Genomic DNA, 15,368 nt, shown 5'->3' on the forward strand with positions numbered 1-15,368 from the left:
CGACACCCGGTTACCCAATTTCGTTTTTGGCGTGTAACTGATTTCTAGGGCAATTGAGATGGTGCATTTGCAGGTTGCTTGCTGCATCTGATCCGCCGTCAGTCCGTTTTACAATACTGCGAACATCCCAAGGGGTGTTCTTTGTGATCGGTTTCTGACAGGTAGAGCACATGCCATCTTGCCTGCGCCAGACGCGGTAAAGCTTCCCGCGACCTTTCGATGAGCTCAGCATTTTTTTACCCCATCGGGACTCGAAATACTGCTCCCACTGTGGGTCATGCGGGTTTGCGCTTGCTTTGATCTTGATATGCCGCTGTATTAGCGTATCCGCCTCTGAAAGCAGGCTGCGCTCCCTTTTCGTTCCATCTTCTCTTTCTTCTGTTGCGGCAAACACCCACGTTCGGGAGCCTCTGGTCTTGAAGTAGCGATCCTTGACCCAGCGGGCTCCTTTATTCGGGTGTCTTCTTACCGCCCATCGCCATAGCATTGACCATACGTAGGCGTCGATTCGATTAAAGGTTTTCTTGGCGACTACATGACGGTGGTAATTCGCCCACCCTCGTAACACGGGGTTGAGCAGATTTATCAGGTCAATCTGTTTAGCCTGCCTGTTGGCCTTTATAACTTCACGGATTTTGCCAAGATGTGCTTTGACGTTCGCTTTCGACGGTTTCATCAACAGCTTGCCGTTGTACTTGCGGATGCTCCATCCGAGGAAGTCAAACCCATCCTTGATGTGTGTTACTTTGGTTTTTTCAGGTGACAGGACTAGCCCACGCTCTGCCAGAAATTCAACCACTGCGGGCTTGACCTCGTGTTCCAGCCACTCTTTCGAATTACCAGTAATAATGAAGTCATCCGCGTAACGCACCATGTTCATTTTCCGGCCTGTTCTCTTCGCTTTCGGGAATTTTTCCGAGAGCATCAGTTCGAGGCCATCCAATGTCATGTTTGCCAACACTGGCGATATTATGCCCCCTTGCGGGGCGCCGGAGTCGGTGGGAAAGAGTTTGTTTTGATACACGAATCCCGCCTTGAGCCACTTATTTAAAACCACCTTATCCGTTGAGATATTGGGGATCATCCAGTCGTGACTGATTTTGTCGAAACAGCCTTGAATATCGGCCTCCAGCACCCACTGCGCGCTCGCCTTTTGCGCCAAACAAGTGAAGCATTGTTCACCGGCATCGGCAGTTGAGCGTTCCGGCCTGAACCCATAAGAATTCAGGTCGGCGGTGGTTTCCGCGATCGGTTCCAGGGCCAGCAAATGCAACGCTTGCATAGCCCTGCACTTCATCACGGGTATGCCGAGCGGCCTCGTCTTGCCATTTTTTTTCGGAATCATCACTCTCCGAAGCGGAAGAGGCGAGTAACCTCGCCGCTTCAACGACGCAATCGCGTTGGTCTTTGCCCTCGGCGTTTTCCACGTCACCTTGTCCACGCCGGGGGTATTCTTGCCTTTGTTTTCAGTCACTCGCTTGACGGCTAATGCCTTGCCACAAAACGAGTGGGTCAGCAGCCATTGCAAGGCTTTCGCCTTGTTGTGCCTGCCGGCCTGGGTGGCCTTCACAATACGCGTTTGCAGCCGTCTTACATGGCGCTGGACATCGGCCCAATTAATGCCGTCCCATGCCACGCCGGAAGGTGCACACGCCAGTGTTGCTGCATTCATTTGCTCTCCTCCCGTTTAAATGGTTCTACAAATTTTCTTGTGAAGGGAGACCATGAGGAAGTCTGCCCGCTTTCGCGTGGGATGATGTTGCAATCCCTATCCGTCCCATTACAGGGCGGCGTTCGCTTTGTCCTCAATCCTGTTCCCGCACCGCCATTGGCAGACCTTGCGGCCTGCTGTCCCCGAGGGGAACGATACGGGGTTCCCACGTTCCACTTGCAGAAGTACGTCGGGTTAGGTGCCTGCTATGGGCCGGGAGGTGTCTGGGTCACGAAGGCCCACCTGACAAGGGTTCTTCCCACCTCCGTTACCGTTTTGGTCAAGCGCAATAGCCATTTCCGCTTGTTCAACTTAACGACCTTTAGCGCAGATTCACATGTGTTCACCATCCCGACTATCTAGCACTTCACCGGCGTATGGCTGCCAGAAGAGTACGCCTCTCGCGATTGATACCCCGTACCTTGCGGTGCTTCGTTGCATTGTCAGAGTCGCTCTTTATTCAGACTCCTAGATTCACCAAGTGACATTGGTGGTTCCCTCAGTTGAAGCGGGAACGACTTCTACAAGCGACTTCGTGTCGCACGTCAGGGTAGTTGTCGTGTCCTCCGCTTTTTAAAAGTATTCCGGGGGCGGCAAGAGTAAGGTCATGCCTTTCTATTCAGAAGAACGCAAAGCTGCGTTGTTGAAAATGATGCTTCCGCCCCTGAGCCTTTCAGCGTCGGAGGTCGCGCGCCGTGAAGGTTGTAGCGACATGTCTCTTCATTATTGGCGTAAGCAAGCTGCTGCCAGAGGTTCCCAGTTGTCCGAAAACAAGCAGTCGCCTGAAAATTGGTCTGCCGAATCCAAGCTCATGGCAGTCATCGAATCATCAGCTTTGTCGGAGCTGGAGCTGAGTGAGTATTGCCGTCGCAACGGTATTTTCCCTGAGCAAATTGATGGCTGGCGCAAAGCTTTCATTGCCAACAGTACTAATCATTCAGCGCTGAAAAAAGGAATCGCTGGGGAGACCAAGGAGGATAAAAAGCGGATTCGGGAACTGGAGCGCGAGCTGCGCCGAAAGGATGCAGCACTGGCTGAAACAGTCGCATTGCTGGTGCTGCGAAAAAAGCTCAATGCCTACTGGGGGAGCGACGACGAGGTCAATTGACCTTGTTGCCAGAACGGCATCTTCTCGTCGACTGGCTCAACGAAGCCATCACGGCGGGCGCCCGCAGGGCGCCTGCGTGTCTAGAAGTCGGTATTTCGCTACGCACGCTACAGCGCTGGAGCCTGCCCGAAGCAATGTTGGCAGATGGGCGCACCACGACGGTGAGGCCAGTGCCGAGTAACGCCCTGAGTGATCTTGAGCGCCAAGCTATCCTGGTCTTGTGCAACAGCAAGGCCTACGCACATCTGCCACCGAGCCAGATCGTGCCACGGCTCGCTGACGAGGGACGTTACATGGCATCGGAGGCAACCTTTTACCGAGTGCTGCATGCGGCAGATCAGCAGCATCATCGTTCCCGCGCCAAACGCCCGCATCGCCATGAAGCACCCACCACTTACGCGGCGACAGCCGCCAATCAGGTGTGGTCTTGGGATATTACGTACCTGCCGTCGCCGGTTCGTGGGAAGTTTTACTACCTCTATTTGATCGAGGATATCTACAGCCGAAAGGCCGTGGGCTGGGAAGTTTACGAGGCAGAAAGCGGTGAAAAAGCAGCCGTCCTACTGCAACGAAGTGTCACTCGAGAGAAGTGCTGGCGTCAGCCGCTGGTGCTTCACTCGGACAATGGCGCACCGATGAAATCGGTGACGTTACTGACCAAGATGTACGACCTGGGTATCACGCCATCGAGAGGAAGACCTCGGGTAAGCAACGACAATCCTTACTCGGAGTCGCTGTTTAGAACGCTGAAGTACTGCCCGCAGTGGCCGCAGGATGGATTTAGCAGCCTGGATGACGCGCGTATCTGGGTGAGGAATTTTATGGCCTGGTACAACACCGAGCATCGTCATAGCCGAATCCGCTTCGTGACACCCGCCCAGCGCCACGAGGGAAATGACCGGGAAATCTTGGCCCGGAGGGCGGCAATCTATGGGCAAGCGAGAGAAAAAAGGCCTGAAAGATGGTCAGGTGAGACACGCAACTGGAACCCAATCGGGACGGTGTATCTCAACCCCGAAAGGGAGCTGACAGTTGTCGTGAAGGTCGCCTAGCAAGACGGGCGACACGACAACTACCTTGAAAAACGCCGAAGTCTCGCAGATACAACTTTAAAGGTTCGTAGCACTTCGCTTGTAGCTGGACTTCAACATCAAGCGTTGCGGCATGTACATGTGCAGATGGGGAAGATGCATATTGGGTTGGGCATTTTCACCTATGGCTTCGGCCTAGTGTCGTCGGCAGTCAGTCTTAAGAACCAATCCCAAAATTGGCAACAGGCGATCCGCAGCGGCAATCAATCGGCACAAGGGGCCGCTGCACTGGCCACATTGGGGGCGGGTGGCATGGTGACGGTTAACGCCTATGGACTGAGTCATACCGTTCACGCCACTTTCACGGTACTGAATGCCCCCAATAGCGCGGCACGAACTGCCGCTTGGGCTGCTGCGGGTACACGCCTTTCCACCATTTTCTTCCGTTTCAATCTCGCAGGGGCCTTGTTCACCGTGCTCGAGCTGAGCGGTACGTGGTTATACAACCGTTACAACATCAGCGCCCACGATAAATGGCTGAAAACCACGCCATGGAGCCGGGATACCGAAATGCGCGGTGACCATTCACTGGATGACTACCAAAGTTATCTGGCCTTTCTGATACACGCCCCTTATGCGCATCTAGGCAAAAACTCAGATGACTCTTGGCTAAAGAGCCTGCTGTTCAAAGCCAAGCCCAGCGATATTCATTTGGTGCTGCCAAGACTGACGTTAAGTGATCTGCTGCCACCCCTTGGCAGCATACCGACTCATCGTCTGGGCATCGGCGCCCACCGAATTTCCATCCCCCTGCACAGTCACGGAGTTCCGCGAGAACAAAAGGACGTGATCAGCGACGAAGTTGTGAGCAGCCTGCGCATCGTGCAATCAACGCCCGAAGGGCTGGTGCTCTGTCTTCAATACCCGGTCGATCCGGACGCCAGGTTCACGCCATCAAACGAAACACTGGAACTGGCCGTTTGCATCCAGACCCTAAACACCAAAGGCGCGTGGGCGTCGCGAACCCGCGTGATCCATATCAACCCTCACGGAGAAGGCCATTTTTCAGTGGTGACGCCTCAGTTGGTCAAGGAGCACCCACCGGTGTTGCTGGTTGAAACCCAGTTTTTGGAACAGGCCGACCATGCCGAATAACGACGATAAGTCCCTCTGCGCTCCATCGCTCGAACAGCCACGAAAAGCGGGGGATATCGAACCGTTCCCGAGCGGGAAAATCACCTACCTTGCGCCGCTGCCATTACCAACGCCAATACCACCCTATGGACCACATATTGGCGAGTTGAATGATGTGTATATGGACTTTGGGTTGGGATCACCGCAAGTATTTTCATGGCAAGTCATTTTTGGCGGGCCATTAACAATGACCTTTATGTTTGCCGTCTTGTTGCCTTTATTCAGTATTTTCTTTGGTCTCGTCTCAGGATACGACTGGCTCTACTCTTGGGAATTCGCGGAAGAGTTATTTTTCCCGTCCTCAGAACTAGGATTGCAAACTGCCTTTGTCATGTTATCTATCGGCTTGGGAGTCTGGCACCACAACCACAAAAAACGCGCCCAAATAATCCCCACCCGCTTCAACCGTCAACGCCGCGAAGTCTGTTTCATGCCCGAAGGCGCCACCGATCCCGTCTTCGTCCCGTGGGAATCCCTCTCCGCCTGGGTCATCGAAGCCCAGGGCGCGACCCAATACGGTATCCATCGCCAATACGGCATGGGCATCGGTTTCCGGCACGGCGAAACAATGACCAGCCTCGAATTCCCCTGCGCCGCCCTGCCCCTGGCCATCAGCCATTGGGAGGCGATTCGCGGTTACATGGAGTACGAGGTCAACGACCTTAAATCGATCCAGGACTTGCAGGATCTTCAAGGCCCCGACGACCCGCCCCACGAAGGCCTGCACACCTTCCGCAACGCCCGCGCGCGCATGCACCAGCAAATACGCGACGGTTCACGCTCTCGGCTGTCGGGGTTTTTCTGGCACCTGTACCACGTCATGACCCTGTGGACGATTCCCAACCACCTCGTCGAATGGGAAGTGCGCCGACTCGAAAGAATCGGCAAACAGACACTGCCCGACGTGATGCGCCAATGGTCAGAGCCGCTGCCAGAAGCGCAATGGGCCAAGCCCAGCGAAACGTTGCTGCGGCTGAGTGAACAGGTGCGCCAGATGCAAAAGCGCCAGCCACGAAGGCCGATCACGGAAATCTTCGCCGAGGTGCAGCGCTCGGCGGCGAGCGGTAAGCGTCGCGTATGAGTTGCTTTTCCAACTTCCTTAGCGTGCTGGTTGAAACCCAGTTTTTGGAACAGGCCGACCATGCCGAATAACGACGATAAGTCCCTCTGCGCCCCTTCGCTCGAACAGCCACGAAAAGCGGGGGATATCGAGCCGTTTCCGAGCGGGAAAATCACCTACCTCGCGCCGCTGCCATTACCAACGCCAGTGCCACCCTATGGACCACACATTGGCGAGTTGAACGACGTGTACATGGACTTTGGGTTGGGATCGCCTCAGGTCTTTATGTGGCAAATGACTCTGGGTGGGGCGTTCAACGTGTCGTTCTCAGTAATATTTCTGTTCCCTCTAATTACCGGTCTTTTGGGAGTGTTTTTTGGGTATGGACAGGAAGATATTTGGAACTCAGTAATAGGTATGTTTGAAGAAGGCTATGGGAACGCGTTAATAACCGGCCCCCTCATCTTATTCATCAGCCTGGGAGTCTGGCACCACCACCACAAAAAACGCGCCCAAATAACCCCCACCCGCTTCAACCGTCAACGCCGCGAAGTCTGTTTCATGCCCGAAGGCGCCACCGATCCCGTCTTCGTCCCGTGGGAATCCCTCTCCGCCTGGGTCATCGAAGCCCAAGGCGCGACCCAATACGGTATCCACCGCCAATACGGCATGGGCATCGGTTTCCGGCACGGCGAAACAATGACCAGCCTCGAATTCCCCTGCGCCGCTCTGCCCCTGGCCATCAGCCATTGGGAGGCGATTCGCGGTTACATGGAGTACGAGGTCAACGACCTCAAATCGATTCAGGACTTGCAGGATCTTCAAGGCCCCGACGACCCGCCCCACGAAGGCCTGCACACCTTCCGCAACGCCCGCACGCGCATGCACCAGCAAATCCGCGACGGTTCACGCTCTCGGCTGTCGGGGTTTTTCTGGTACCTGTACCACGTCATGACGTTGTGGACGATTCCCAACCACCTCGTCGAATGGGAAGTGCGCCGACTCGAAAGAATCGGCAAACAGACACTGCCCGACGTGATGCGCCAATGGTCAGAGCCGCTGCCGGAAGCGCAGTGGGCCAAGCCGAGTGAGGAGTTGCTGCGGTTGAGTGAACAGGTGCGCCAGATGCAAAAGCGCCAGCCACGAAGGCCGATCACCGAGATATTTGCGCAAGTGCATAAGGGGTTTGAATCAGGGGATTGGTCGGTTTAAGGGGGTTGGGGCCGCTTCGTAGCCATCGGAGGTAACCCCCTGAGCACACAATGGCGGCGACAGAGAGTTGTCGCCGCCCGGCCCCGATCTTTTGATCTTAAGCGGTCAGCGAATAAATCAACGCTGTAATCGCCACCAACCCTACCGCCGTGACAAACACATTCGACGCCTGACCACGATACCGCGCCATCGCCGGCACCTTACGGATCGCATACATCGGCATCAGGAACAGGATCGCCGCGATGATCGGCCCACCCAGGGTCTCGATCATGCCCAGGATGCTCGGGTTCAGCGTCGCGACAATCCAGCACACCACCAGCATGAACGCCGCAGTCATGCGGTCCAGGGCCTTGGCACCCGGACGCTTGCCGCTTTTCACGATCAACCCCTTGAGGCCTTCACTGGCACCGATGTAGTGACCCAGGAACGACTTGGAGATCGCCACGAACGCAATCAACGGCGCCACGAACGCGATGGTCGGGTTGCTGAAGTGGTTGGCCAGGTACGACAGGATCGACAGGTTCTGCGCCTTGGCTTCGGCCAACTGCGCAGGCGACAGGGTCAACACGCAACTGAAGACGAAGAACAGCACCATTGCCACCATCAACAGGTGAGCGCGGGACAGGATCTGCGAGCTGCGTTCTTCGGCGTGGACGCCATAACGACGCTTCTGGTCTACCGCGAACGCCGAGATGATCGGCGAGTGGTTGAACGAGAAGACCATCACCGGAATCGCCAGCCACAGCGTATGCAGCAACGCCGAAGGCTCTGGCAGGGTGCTCGCGGTGCTGAGGATGCCGCCATTCCAGTGCGGAATCAGGAACACCGCCAGGAACAGCAGCGCGACGATGAACGGGTAGACCATCAGGCTCATCGCCTTGACGATCACTTGCTCGCCACAACGTACCACCGCCAGCAGGCCAAGGATCAGCACGAACGACAGGATCGCCCGCGGTGGCGGCATGATGTGCAACTGGTGCTCAAGGAAGCTGCCAACGGTGTTGGTCAAAGCCACGCTGTAGATCAGCAGGATCGGAAAGATCGCGAAGAAGTACAGCAAGGTGATCAGCGCGCCGGCCTTGAGGCCGAAATGCTCTTCGACCACCTCGGTGATGTCGGCGCCCTCGCGACCGGACAACACGAAGCGGGTCAGGCCCCGGTGTGCATAAAAGGTCATGGGGAATGCCAGCAGCGCCAGGATCAACAGCGGCCAGAAACCGCCAACACCTGCGTTGATCGGCAAAAACAAGGTTCCCGCACCAATCGCCGTGCCAAACAGGCCCAGCATCCAGGTGGTGTCATGACGATTCCAGCTAGTGAGGCTTGCTGGTGCCGCCGCTTCATAACGCTCATCAACGCTATTGGCCTGATCATTCATCCGGTCGGATCTCCGCATTCCGGTCACTTGCCACTCGGTCAGGGCGAGTCAGAAAAAGCTGACAGGCAGCGCCCCGGCCGAAACAGGGGCGCGATTGTCCGGGATTAATCAACAGAAGCAAAGACTTAGCTGAGGAGCGGTGGTGCAGATCAGATGATCAGGCGGTTTTTTTCCACTAACCCTGCAAAAAACCTGCTCGACGGTGCTTTGACGCCACGCAACCCACCCCGCCGAGCCCATTGCCAAACGCTGCGCCAGCCAGCAATCTTCAGCAGTGTGATGTGACCCTCATTCAATGCCTAAAGGAGCCGAGCATGCCCGCAACTGTCCTGGTACTGGTTGAAACCATCAACGACTACCTGCCGATTCTCGAACACCAAGGCTTTCACCTGATCCTCGCCCCCACTCCTACCGAACGCACCCAAGCCATCAACACCTACGGCGGGCAAATCGACGCAGTGCTGACTCGCGGGCCACTGGGTCTGTATGCCGAAGAAATCGCCGCCCTGCCCAACCTGAAGATCATCTGCGTGATCGGCGCCGGCTACGAGCAGGTCGATCTGCAGGCCGCCAGCAACCGGGGCATTCGCGTGACCAATGGTGCGGGGGTCAACGCCTCATCGGTGGCCGACCATGCCATGGCCCTGTTGTTGGCACTGGTGCGTGACATTCCCCGGGCCGATTCGGCAGTGCGCCGCGGCGAATGGCCGAAAATCATGCGCCCCTCCCTCGCCGGCAAGCGCCTGGGCATACTCGGGCTCGGTGCGGTGGGCATGGCTATCGCCAAGCGCGCGGCCAATGGTTTTGACATGAGCGTCAGTTACCACAACCGCCAGGTGCGCAACGACGTGCCCTATGACTTCTGCTCCACCCCCACCGAACTGGCGCGGGCCTCGGACTTTCTGATGGTTTGCACCCCGGGCGGCCTGGGCACCCAGCACCTGATCAACAAGCAGGCGCTGGACGCCCTCGGTCCCCACGGTTTTATCGTCAACATTGCCCGCGCCAGCGTGATCGTCACCAGCGACTTGATCAGCGCCCTGGAGCAGCGCCGGATCGCCGGAGCCGCCCTGGATGTGTTCGATGACGAACCCCAAGTGCCGGATGCGCTCAAGGCCCTGAACAATGTGATCCTCACCCCTCACGTCGCCGGCCTGTCGCCCGAAGCGACCCAGGGCACCGTGGAACTGGTGGGGCAGAACCTGCTGGCGTTCTTCTCCAGTCGCCCGCTGCTGACCCCCATAGAACTGCCACCGGCGGCTCGGCGCGCGCTGCGCTGAAGCACTTTCAAACGCCTGTATCAAAAGCAATGATTAACCGGCAACACGCTCACCTATAAAGGGCCGCCGTGGTTGTGGGTGCCGGGTGTGCGCATTAGATTAGCCAATAATTCCTGCCATCCAGAATAAGCAGAAGGGATAAGCATGGCGCTTAACGACCAGTCCACCCGTATTCGCGCAGGCGAAGAACTCGATGCCAGCCTGATCGATCCGTACCTCAAGGCCCACATTCCGGGCTTGAGCGGGTTGCCACAGATCAGCCAGTTCCCCGGCGGTGCGTCGAACCTGACGTACCTGCTGGAATACCCCGAGCAGGAATTTGTCCTGCGTCGCCCGCCCTTTGGCCACAAGGCCAAGTCCGCCCATGATATGGGCCGCGAGTTCCGCATCCTCAACCAGCTCAAGGACGGCTTCCCTTACTGCCCCAAAGCCTACGTGCACTGCACCGACGAAGCGGTGATCGGCGCCGAGTTCTATGTAATGGAACGGGTCAAGGGCATCATCCTGCGCTCCGAACTGCCACCGGAGCTGGGCCTGGATGCGACAAAGACCCAGGCACTGTGCAAGAGCTTCATCGACAAGCTCGTCGAGTTGCATGGCGTCGACTACCAGGCCTGTGGCCTGGCCGACCTGGGCAAGCCTGAAGGTTATGTGGCGCGGCAGATTCGTGGCTGGAGCGAGCGCTACGACAAGGCCCTGACCCCGGATGCGCCGAGCTGGGAGGCGGTCAAGGCCTGGCTCAACGACAAGATGCCAGCCGACCACCCGACGTCGAGCATCGTGCACAACGACTATCGCTTCGACAACGTGATCCTCGACCCTCACAACCCAATGCAGATCATTGGCGTGCTGGACTGGGAGCTGACCACCCTGGGCGATCCGCTGATGGACCTGGGCAACTCCCTCGCCTACTGGATCGAGGCCGCCGACCCGGCGCCAGTGCAACTGATGCGCCGCCAACCCAGCCATGCCCCCGGCATGCTGACCCGGCGTGAGTTCGTCGATTACTACGCCGAACGCTCAGGCATCCAGATCGACAATTTCGACTTCTACTACACCTACGGGCTGTTCCGCCTGGCCGGTATCGTGCAGCAGATCTACTACCGCTTCTTCCATGGCCAGACCCAGGACAAACGCTTTGCGCAGTTCATCTCGATGAACAAACTGCTGGAGCAGATGAGCCTGCAAGTGATCCACAAATCCAGCCTCTGACCGCCCTTCCGGCGCCACGCCCCCTCACAAGGAAAAACCATGTCCAAGACTCAGTTGTTCGACCTCGACGGCAAGATCGCGTTTGTCTCCGGCGCCAGCCGTGGCATCGGTGAGGCCATTGCCCGGCTGCTGGCCCAGCAAGGCGCCCATGTGATCGTGTCGAGCCGCAAGCTCGAGGGTTGCCAGCACGTGGCCGACGCCATCATCGCCGAAGGCGGCAAGGCTACTGCGATTGCTTGCCACATTGGAGAAATGGAGCAGATCAGCCAGGTCTTTGCCGGGATCCGCGAACAGTTCGGCCGCCTGGATATCCTGGTCAACAATGCGGCCACCAACCCGCAGTTCTGCAACGTGCTGGACACGGACCTGGGGGCCTTCCAGAAAACCGTCGATGTGAATATCCGTGGGTACTTCTTCATGTCGGTGGAAGCCGGCAAGCTGATGCGCGAGAACGGGGGCGGCAGCATCATCAACGTGGCGTCGATCAACGGCATCTCGCCGGGTATCTTCCAGGGCATCTACTCGGTGACCAAGGCCGCGGTGATCAACATGACCAAGGTCTTTGCCAAGGAATGTGCGCAATTCGGCATTCGCTGCAACGCCCTGCTGCCGGGCCTGACTGACACCAAGTTTGCCTCGGCGCTGGTCAAGAACGACGCGATCCTCAATACCGCACTGCAACAGATCCCGCTCAAGCGCGTGGCTGCGCCGAGTGAAATGGCGGGCGCGGTGCTGTACCTGGCGAGCGATGCGTCCAGCTATACCACTGGGGTTTCGTTGAATGTGGATGGGGGCTTCCTGTCCTGACCGCTAGGTAGCCTGTAGGAGCTGCCGAGAGCAACGAAGCTGCATTCGATCAAAGATCGCAGCCTTCGGCAGCGTCTACAGGGGTGGCTGGTGGCCCTGTACCAAACGCTGCGCCAGCGCCTTGGCCTGGCTTGCCACATCCGTCACCGCGGTACTTTCCCACCACATGCCTCGCAAGGGTGGCCCCATGGCGAACAGCCGTTGGGCGACCTGGCCCTGGGCGTCGATCACTGCCCCATCGGCTCGCGCGGCAATCCCCAGGGCCAGCGGCCCCGGCTGGATCAAGCCACGGACCAGCAACTGCCGGGGTAATGGCCGGGCAACCCGGCGCCAGTCGTATTCGATGCCACTGGAGTTGATCAAGGCATCGCCGCCGACCACCGTTATCTCAGACTCGCCGCGTCGCCGCAGCGCCAGGCTGAGCCGACCCTCGTGCGCCGGCAGCAGGCCCTTGAACGACGCTGCGTGAATCCGCAGCCGTCCCTGCTCATGCAAACGGGCCACCAATTTGGCACTCAGGGGTGGCGAACGGTGGTGATGGCTTTCCCACCAGGGCCGCACATGCCGCACGAACTGCCGGCGCTGCACGTCCGTGGCCTGGCTCCACAAGCGCGCGATATGAGCGCGCACGGTGTCCAGCGGCGCTTGCCAGTCGATGCCCTGGGCCAGCGCCGCCCGGCACTGGCGGCGCACCTCGTGAAGCAGTTGTCGGGGGCTGCGGATGTCCGGGTCCAGGGCCAGGAAATCCACCCACTCCGGCGGTTGCCGCCGCACATGCGGCAACAGGCCGTGGCGGGAGAACACTTCGATTGGTCCACGGTGGCCGGCCTGCTCCAATGAGACCACGGCATCGACCATGGTCAGGCCGGAGCCGATGATCATCACTGTCGCGTGCGGATCGAGTTCCGCCATCGCCGCCACGTCCCAGGGATCGAGCGCCGCTGCGTTGATCCCGCTGGAGTGGGTTTGCGGGGTTCTCGCCGCCGGGAACATGCCAGTGGCCAGCACCGCAAACTCACCGCGTAGCCGGCTGCCGTCACTCAAGGTCAACCAGGTCGCCTGGGCATCGACCTGCAGGTCCACCACTTCGCCGCGCACATGCTCGACGCTCGAGCCCTGCAGGGCACCCTGTTCCTGCGCTTGCGCCAGGCGCTGTTGCACATAGACCCCGAACAGCCCCCGCGGCGGGAACAACTCGGCAACCGGCACCGCTTGCTCTGCCGATTCCGGCCAGCCACCGGTGGCGATGAAGGCGCTCAGCCATTGGCTCAGGTCATCGGCATTGTCCGGATCGACGCTCATCCGCGCCGCGTTGCCATTGAGGGTATGGCCCAGTTCGACGGCACTGTAGGCCTCACCACGACCCAATTCGGCGCGCGGTTCGATCACCAGCACCTGGCGTCGGCCCGGCAGGCGCATCAATTGCGCTGCCAGCAGTGCACCACTCAAGCCACCGCCGACAATCAGGATATCGGCGCTACGGAAATCCGGCGGTGTTTGCTCGCAGGGAATCTCGCTCATGAATTTCTCATAATTATTTTTAATTCAATGATTTAGATAGCTTTTAGAGAATCTACATGAGGTTTAGATCACCACGTTACGGACAAACCTGACAGCCACGGCGCCATCGTTGCGATAGGCGTGGGTGCGGTCGCTGGCAAAACTGATGAACTCACCGCTCGACAATAGCCGTTCCTCATCGCCCAGCACCACCGTCAGGCAACCCTCGAAGACATACACCTGTTCACTCCAGCCTTCGGCATCCGCTTCCGACAGATAGTTCTCGCCGGGCTCTAGCCGCCATTGCCATAGCTCCACCTCGCGACTGGCGCTGGCCTTGGCCAACAACACCGCCTGGCTGCCGGGGATTGCCCCGGCCCAGGCCAACTCGTTGATGCGACTGGGGTCACGGGCGTCGGGGGCTTGGATCAAGTCACTGAAGGCCACGTCCAGCGCTTCGGCAACCCGGTCGAGGGTGGTCAGGCTGACGTTCTTCTCGCCAGCCTCGATGGCTACCAGCATCCGTCGGCTGACCCCGGACTTTTCTGCCAGCGCAGTCTGGCTCAGTTCGGCGGCATGGCGCAGGCGGCGAACATTCTGGCTGACGTGTTGCAGGACGGAGGCGCGTTGGCCATGGTCTTTGTGCACTATATTGCTCACTTTTTTGATTGCGCAGTATACTGCCCAACTGTCGACGCATTGTGCGTCCCACTCAGGAAGCGCGCAAGACCATGACGCCGGCAACCCCTTGCAATCCCTCTTCCCGGCGCCTGCGTTTAAGCAAGGCCGAGTGCGTGCTGGTGCTGATCACCATGATCTGGGGCGGCACGTTCCTGCTGGTGCAACACGCCATGACCGTCAGCGGACCGATGTTCTTCGTCGGCCTGCGCTTTGCCGCCGCCGCGTGCCTGGTGGCCCTGTTCTCCTGGCGCAGCTTGCGTGACCTGACCCTGTTCGAGTTCAGGGCGGGGTTCTTCATCGGCGCCGCGATCATGATCGGCTACGGCCTGCAAACAGTCGGCCTGCAGACCATCCCCAGCAGCCAGTCGGCCTTCATCACCGCACTCTATGTGCCGTTCGTGCCCTTGCTGCAATGGTTGGTGATGGGGCGTCGGCCAGGGCTGATGCCCAGCATCGGCATCATGCTGGCCTTTACCGGATTGATGCTGATCTGCGGCCCGGCCGGGGCATCGCTGAATTTCAATGCCGGCGAATTGGTGACCTTGATCAGTGCCGTAGCCATCGCCGTCGAGATCATCCTGATCAGCAGCTACGCCGGCCGTGTCGATGTGCGGCGGGTCACGGTGGTGCAACTGGCGACCACCTCGATCCTGGCGCTGCTGATGATTGTACCGACCGGGGAAGTTATTCCCGGATTCTCCTGGTTCCTACTGGCCAGCGCCCTCGGCCTGGGCGCCGCGAGCGCCGCGATTCAACTGGCGATGAACTGGGCGCAAAAAAGCGTCTCACCAACACGCGCGACCTTGATCTACGCCGGCGAGCCAGTGTGGGCCGGGATTGTCGGAAGGATTGCCGGGGAACGGTTGCCAGGATTGGCGCTGGTTGGCGCGGGGTTGATCGTGCTGGCGGTGATTGTCAGTGAGTGGAGGGCCAAGGAAAAGGCTGACGTCGAGGTGCAGGACGCTGTTTAGGCGTTGAAGGCGGCTGCTACGGGGGGCTGGGGTATCGCCCAGATTTGTGGTGTGTGGGGATCGCCATCGCGGGCGAGCCCGCTCCCACAGGGGATAGGTTCCAGCCAGGCAAAGCAGGGCGCAACCCTAAGTAGCCATCACCGCAGTAACGGATATGCACATACATCTACCCACCACCGAAACAATGATAAACAGGTAAATTCAGTCTAACTTGTAGGATTCT

The 15,368-nt window shown here is 58.6% G+C and carries 11 protein-coding genes and 1 pseudogene; 8 read left to right on the plus strand and 4 right to left on the minus strand.

Annotated elements, in window-relative coordinates; genetic code table 11:
• Positions 1–10: 10 nt before the first annotated feature.
• Complete coding sequence (gene ltrA / locus PspS04_RS17080) at positions 11–1,672, minus strand: group II intron reverse transcriptase/maturase (protein WP_159994948.1); 1,662 nt, start codon at positions 1,670–1,672, stop codon at positions 11–13.
• Between the two features lie 646 nt (positions 1,673–2,318).
• Here ltrA and PspS04_RS17085 point away from each other — a divergent pair.
• The 4 genes from PspS04_RS17085 (at position 2,319) to PspS04_RS17100 (ending at position 7,316) form a co-directional block, all read left to right on the plus strand.
• Positions 2,319–3,871, plus strand: a protein-coding gene (locus PspS04_RS17085) for an IS3 family transposase (protein ID WP_194240661.1) whose coding sequence is annotated in 2 segments (ribosomal slippage) — positions 2,319–2,781 and positions 2,781–3,871 — 1,554 coding nt in all. Because the reading frame shifts where the segments join, the coding sequence is not laid out codon by codon here.
• 135 nt (positions 3,872–4,006) lie between these two features.
• Positions 4,007–5,005 carry a hypothetical protein gene (locus PspS04_RS17090; RefSeq protein ID WP_237234929.1) on the plus strand — a complete coding sequence of 333 codons (999 nt, stop codon included), beginning with the start codon at positions 4,007–4,009 and terminating at the stop codon, positions 5,003–5,005.
• Positions 4,995–6,125, plus strand: coding sequence for a hypothetical protein (locus PspS04_RS17095; protein ID WP_159996775.1), 1,131 nt, complete (start codon positions 4,995–4,997; stop codon positions 6,123–6,125). The genes PspS04_RS17090 and PspS04_RS17095 overlap by 11 nt, the downstream gene beginning before the upstream one ends.
• 60 nt (positions 6,126–6,185) lie before the next feature.
• Entirely contained in the window at positions 6,186–7,316 is a 1,131-nt protein-coding gene (locus tag PspS04_RS17100; RefSeq protein ID WP_159996777.1) for a hypothetical protein, read from the plus strand.
• Between the two features lie 97 nt (positions 7,317–7,413).
• Here the strand turns inward: PspS04_RS17100 and PspS04_RS17105 are convergent, their stop codons facing one another.
• Complete coding sequence (locus PspS04_RS17105) at positions 7,414–8,694, minus strand: HAAAP family serine/threonine permease (RefSeq protein WP_159996779.1); 1,281 nt, start codon at positions 8,692–8,694, stop codon at positions 7,414–7,416.
• A gap of 314 nt (positions 8,695–9,008) precedes the next feature.
• On the opposite strand from PspS04_RS17105, the gene PspS04_RS17110 reads away from it, so the two are divergent.
• The 3 genes from PspS04_RS17110 (at position 9,009) to PspS04_RS17120 (ending at position 11,993) form a co-directional block, all read left to right on the plus strand.
• Entirely contained in the window at positions 9,009–9,974 is a 966-nt protein-coding gene (locus PspS04_RS17110; RefSeq protein WP_159996781.1) for a 2-hydroxyacid dehydrogenase, read from the plus strand.
• A 144-nt stretch (positions 9,975–10,118) separates the two neighbouring features.
• A complete protein-coding gene (locus PspS04_RS17115) occupies positions 10,119–11,186 on the plus strand; it encodes a phosphotransferase family protein (RefSeq protein ID WP_159996783.1) in 1,068 nt (355 codons plus the stop codon).
• A 39-nt stretch (positions 11,187–11,225) separates the two neighbouring features.
• Entirely contained in the window at positions 11,226–11,993 is a 768-nt protein-coding gene (locus PspS04_RS17120) for an SDR family oxidoreductase (RefSeq protein ID WP_095171437.1), read from the plus strand.
• Positions 11,994–12,068: 75 nt separating this feature from the next.
• Here PspS04_RS17120 and PspS04_RS17125 read toward each other — a convergent pair whose 3' ends face one another.
• A complete protein-coding gene (locus PspS04_RS17125) occupies positions 12,069–13,514 on the minus strand; it encodes an FAD/NAD(P)-binding protein (RefSeq protein ID WP_159996785.1) in 1,446 nt (481 codons plus the stop codon).
• 63 nt (positions 13,515–13,577) lie between these two features.
• Positions 13,578–14,141: a helix-turn-helix domain-containing protein gene (locus tag PspS04_RS17130; protein WP_095171440.1), complete on the minus strand. Its 564-nt coding sequence runs from the start codon at positions 14,139–14,141 to the stop codon at positions 13,578–13,580.
• On the opposite strand from PspS04_RS17130, the pseudogene PspS04_RS17135 reads away from it, so the two are divergent.
• Positions 14,136–15,145 (plus strand): annotated as a pseudogene (locus tag PspS04_RS17135) (DMT family transporter). The gene PspS04_RS17130 and the pseudogene PspS04_RS17135 sit on opposite strands and share 6 nt — an antisense overlap.
• The last annotated feature ends 223 nt before the right edge of the window (positions 15,146–15,368 follow it).

Source organism: Pseudomonas sp. S04, assembly GCF_009834545.1.
Lineage (GTDB): Bacteria > Pseudomonadota > Gammaproteobacteria > Pseudomonadales > Pseudomonadaceae > Aquipseudomonas.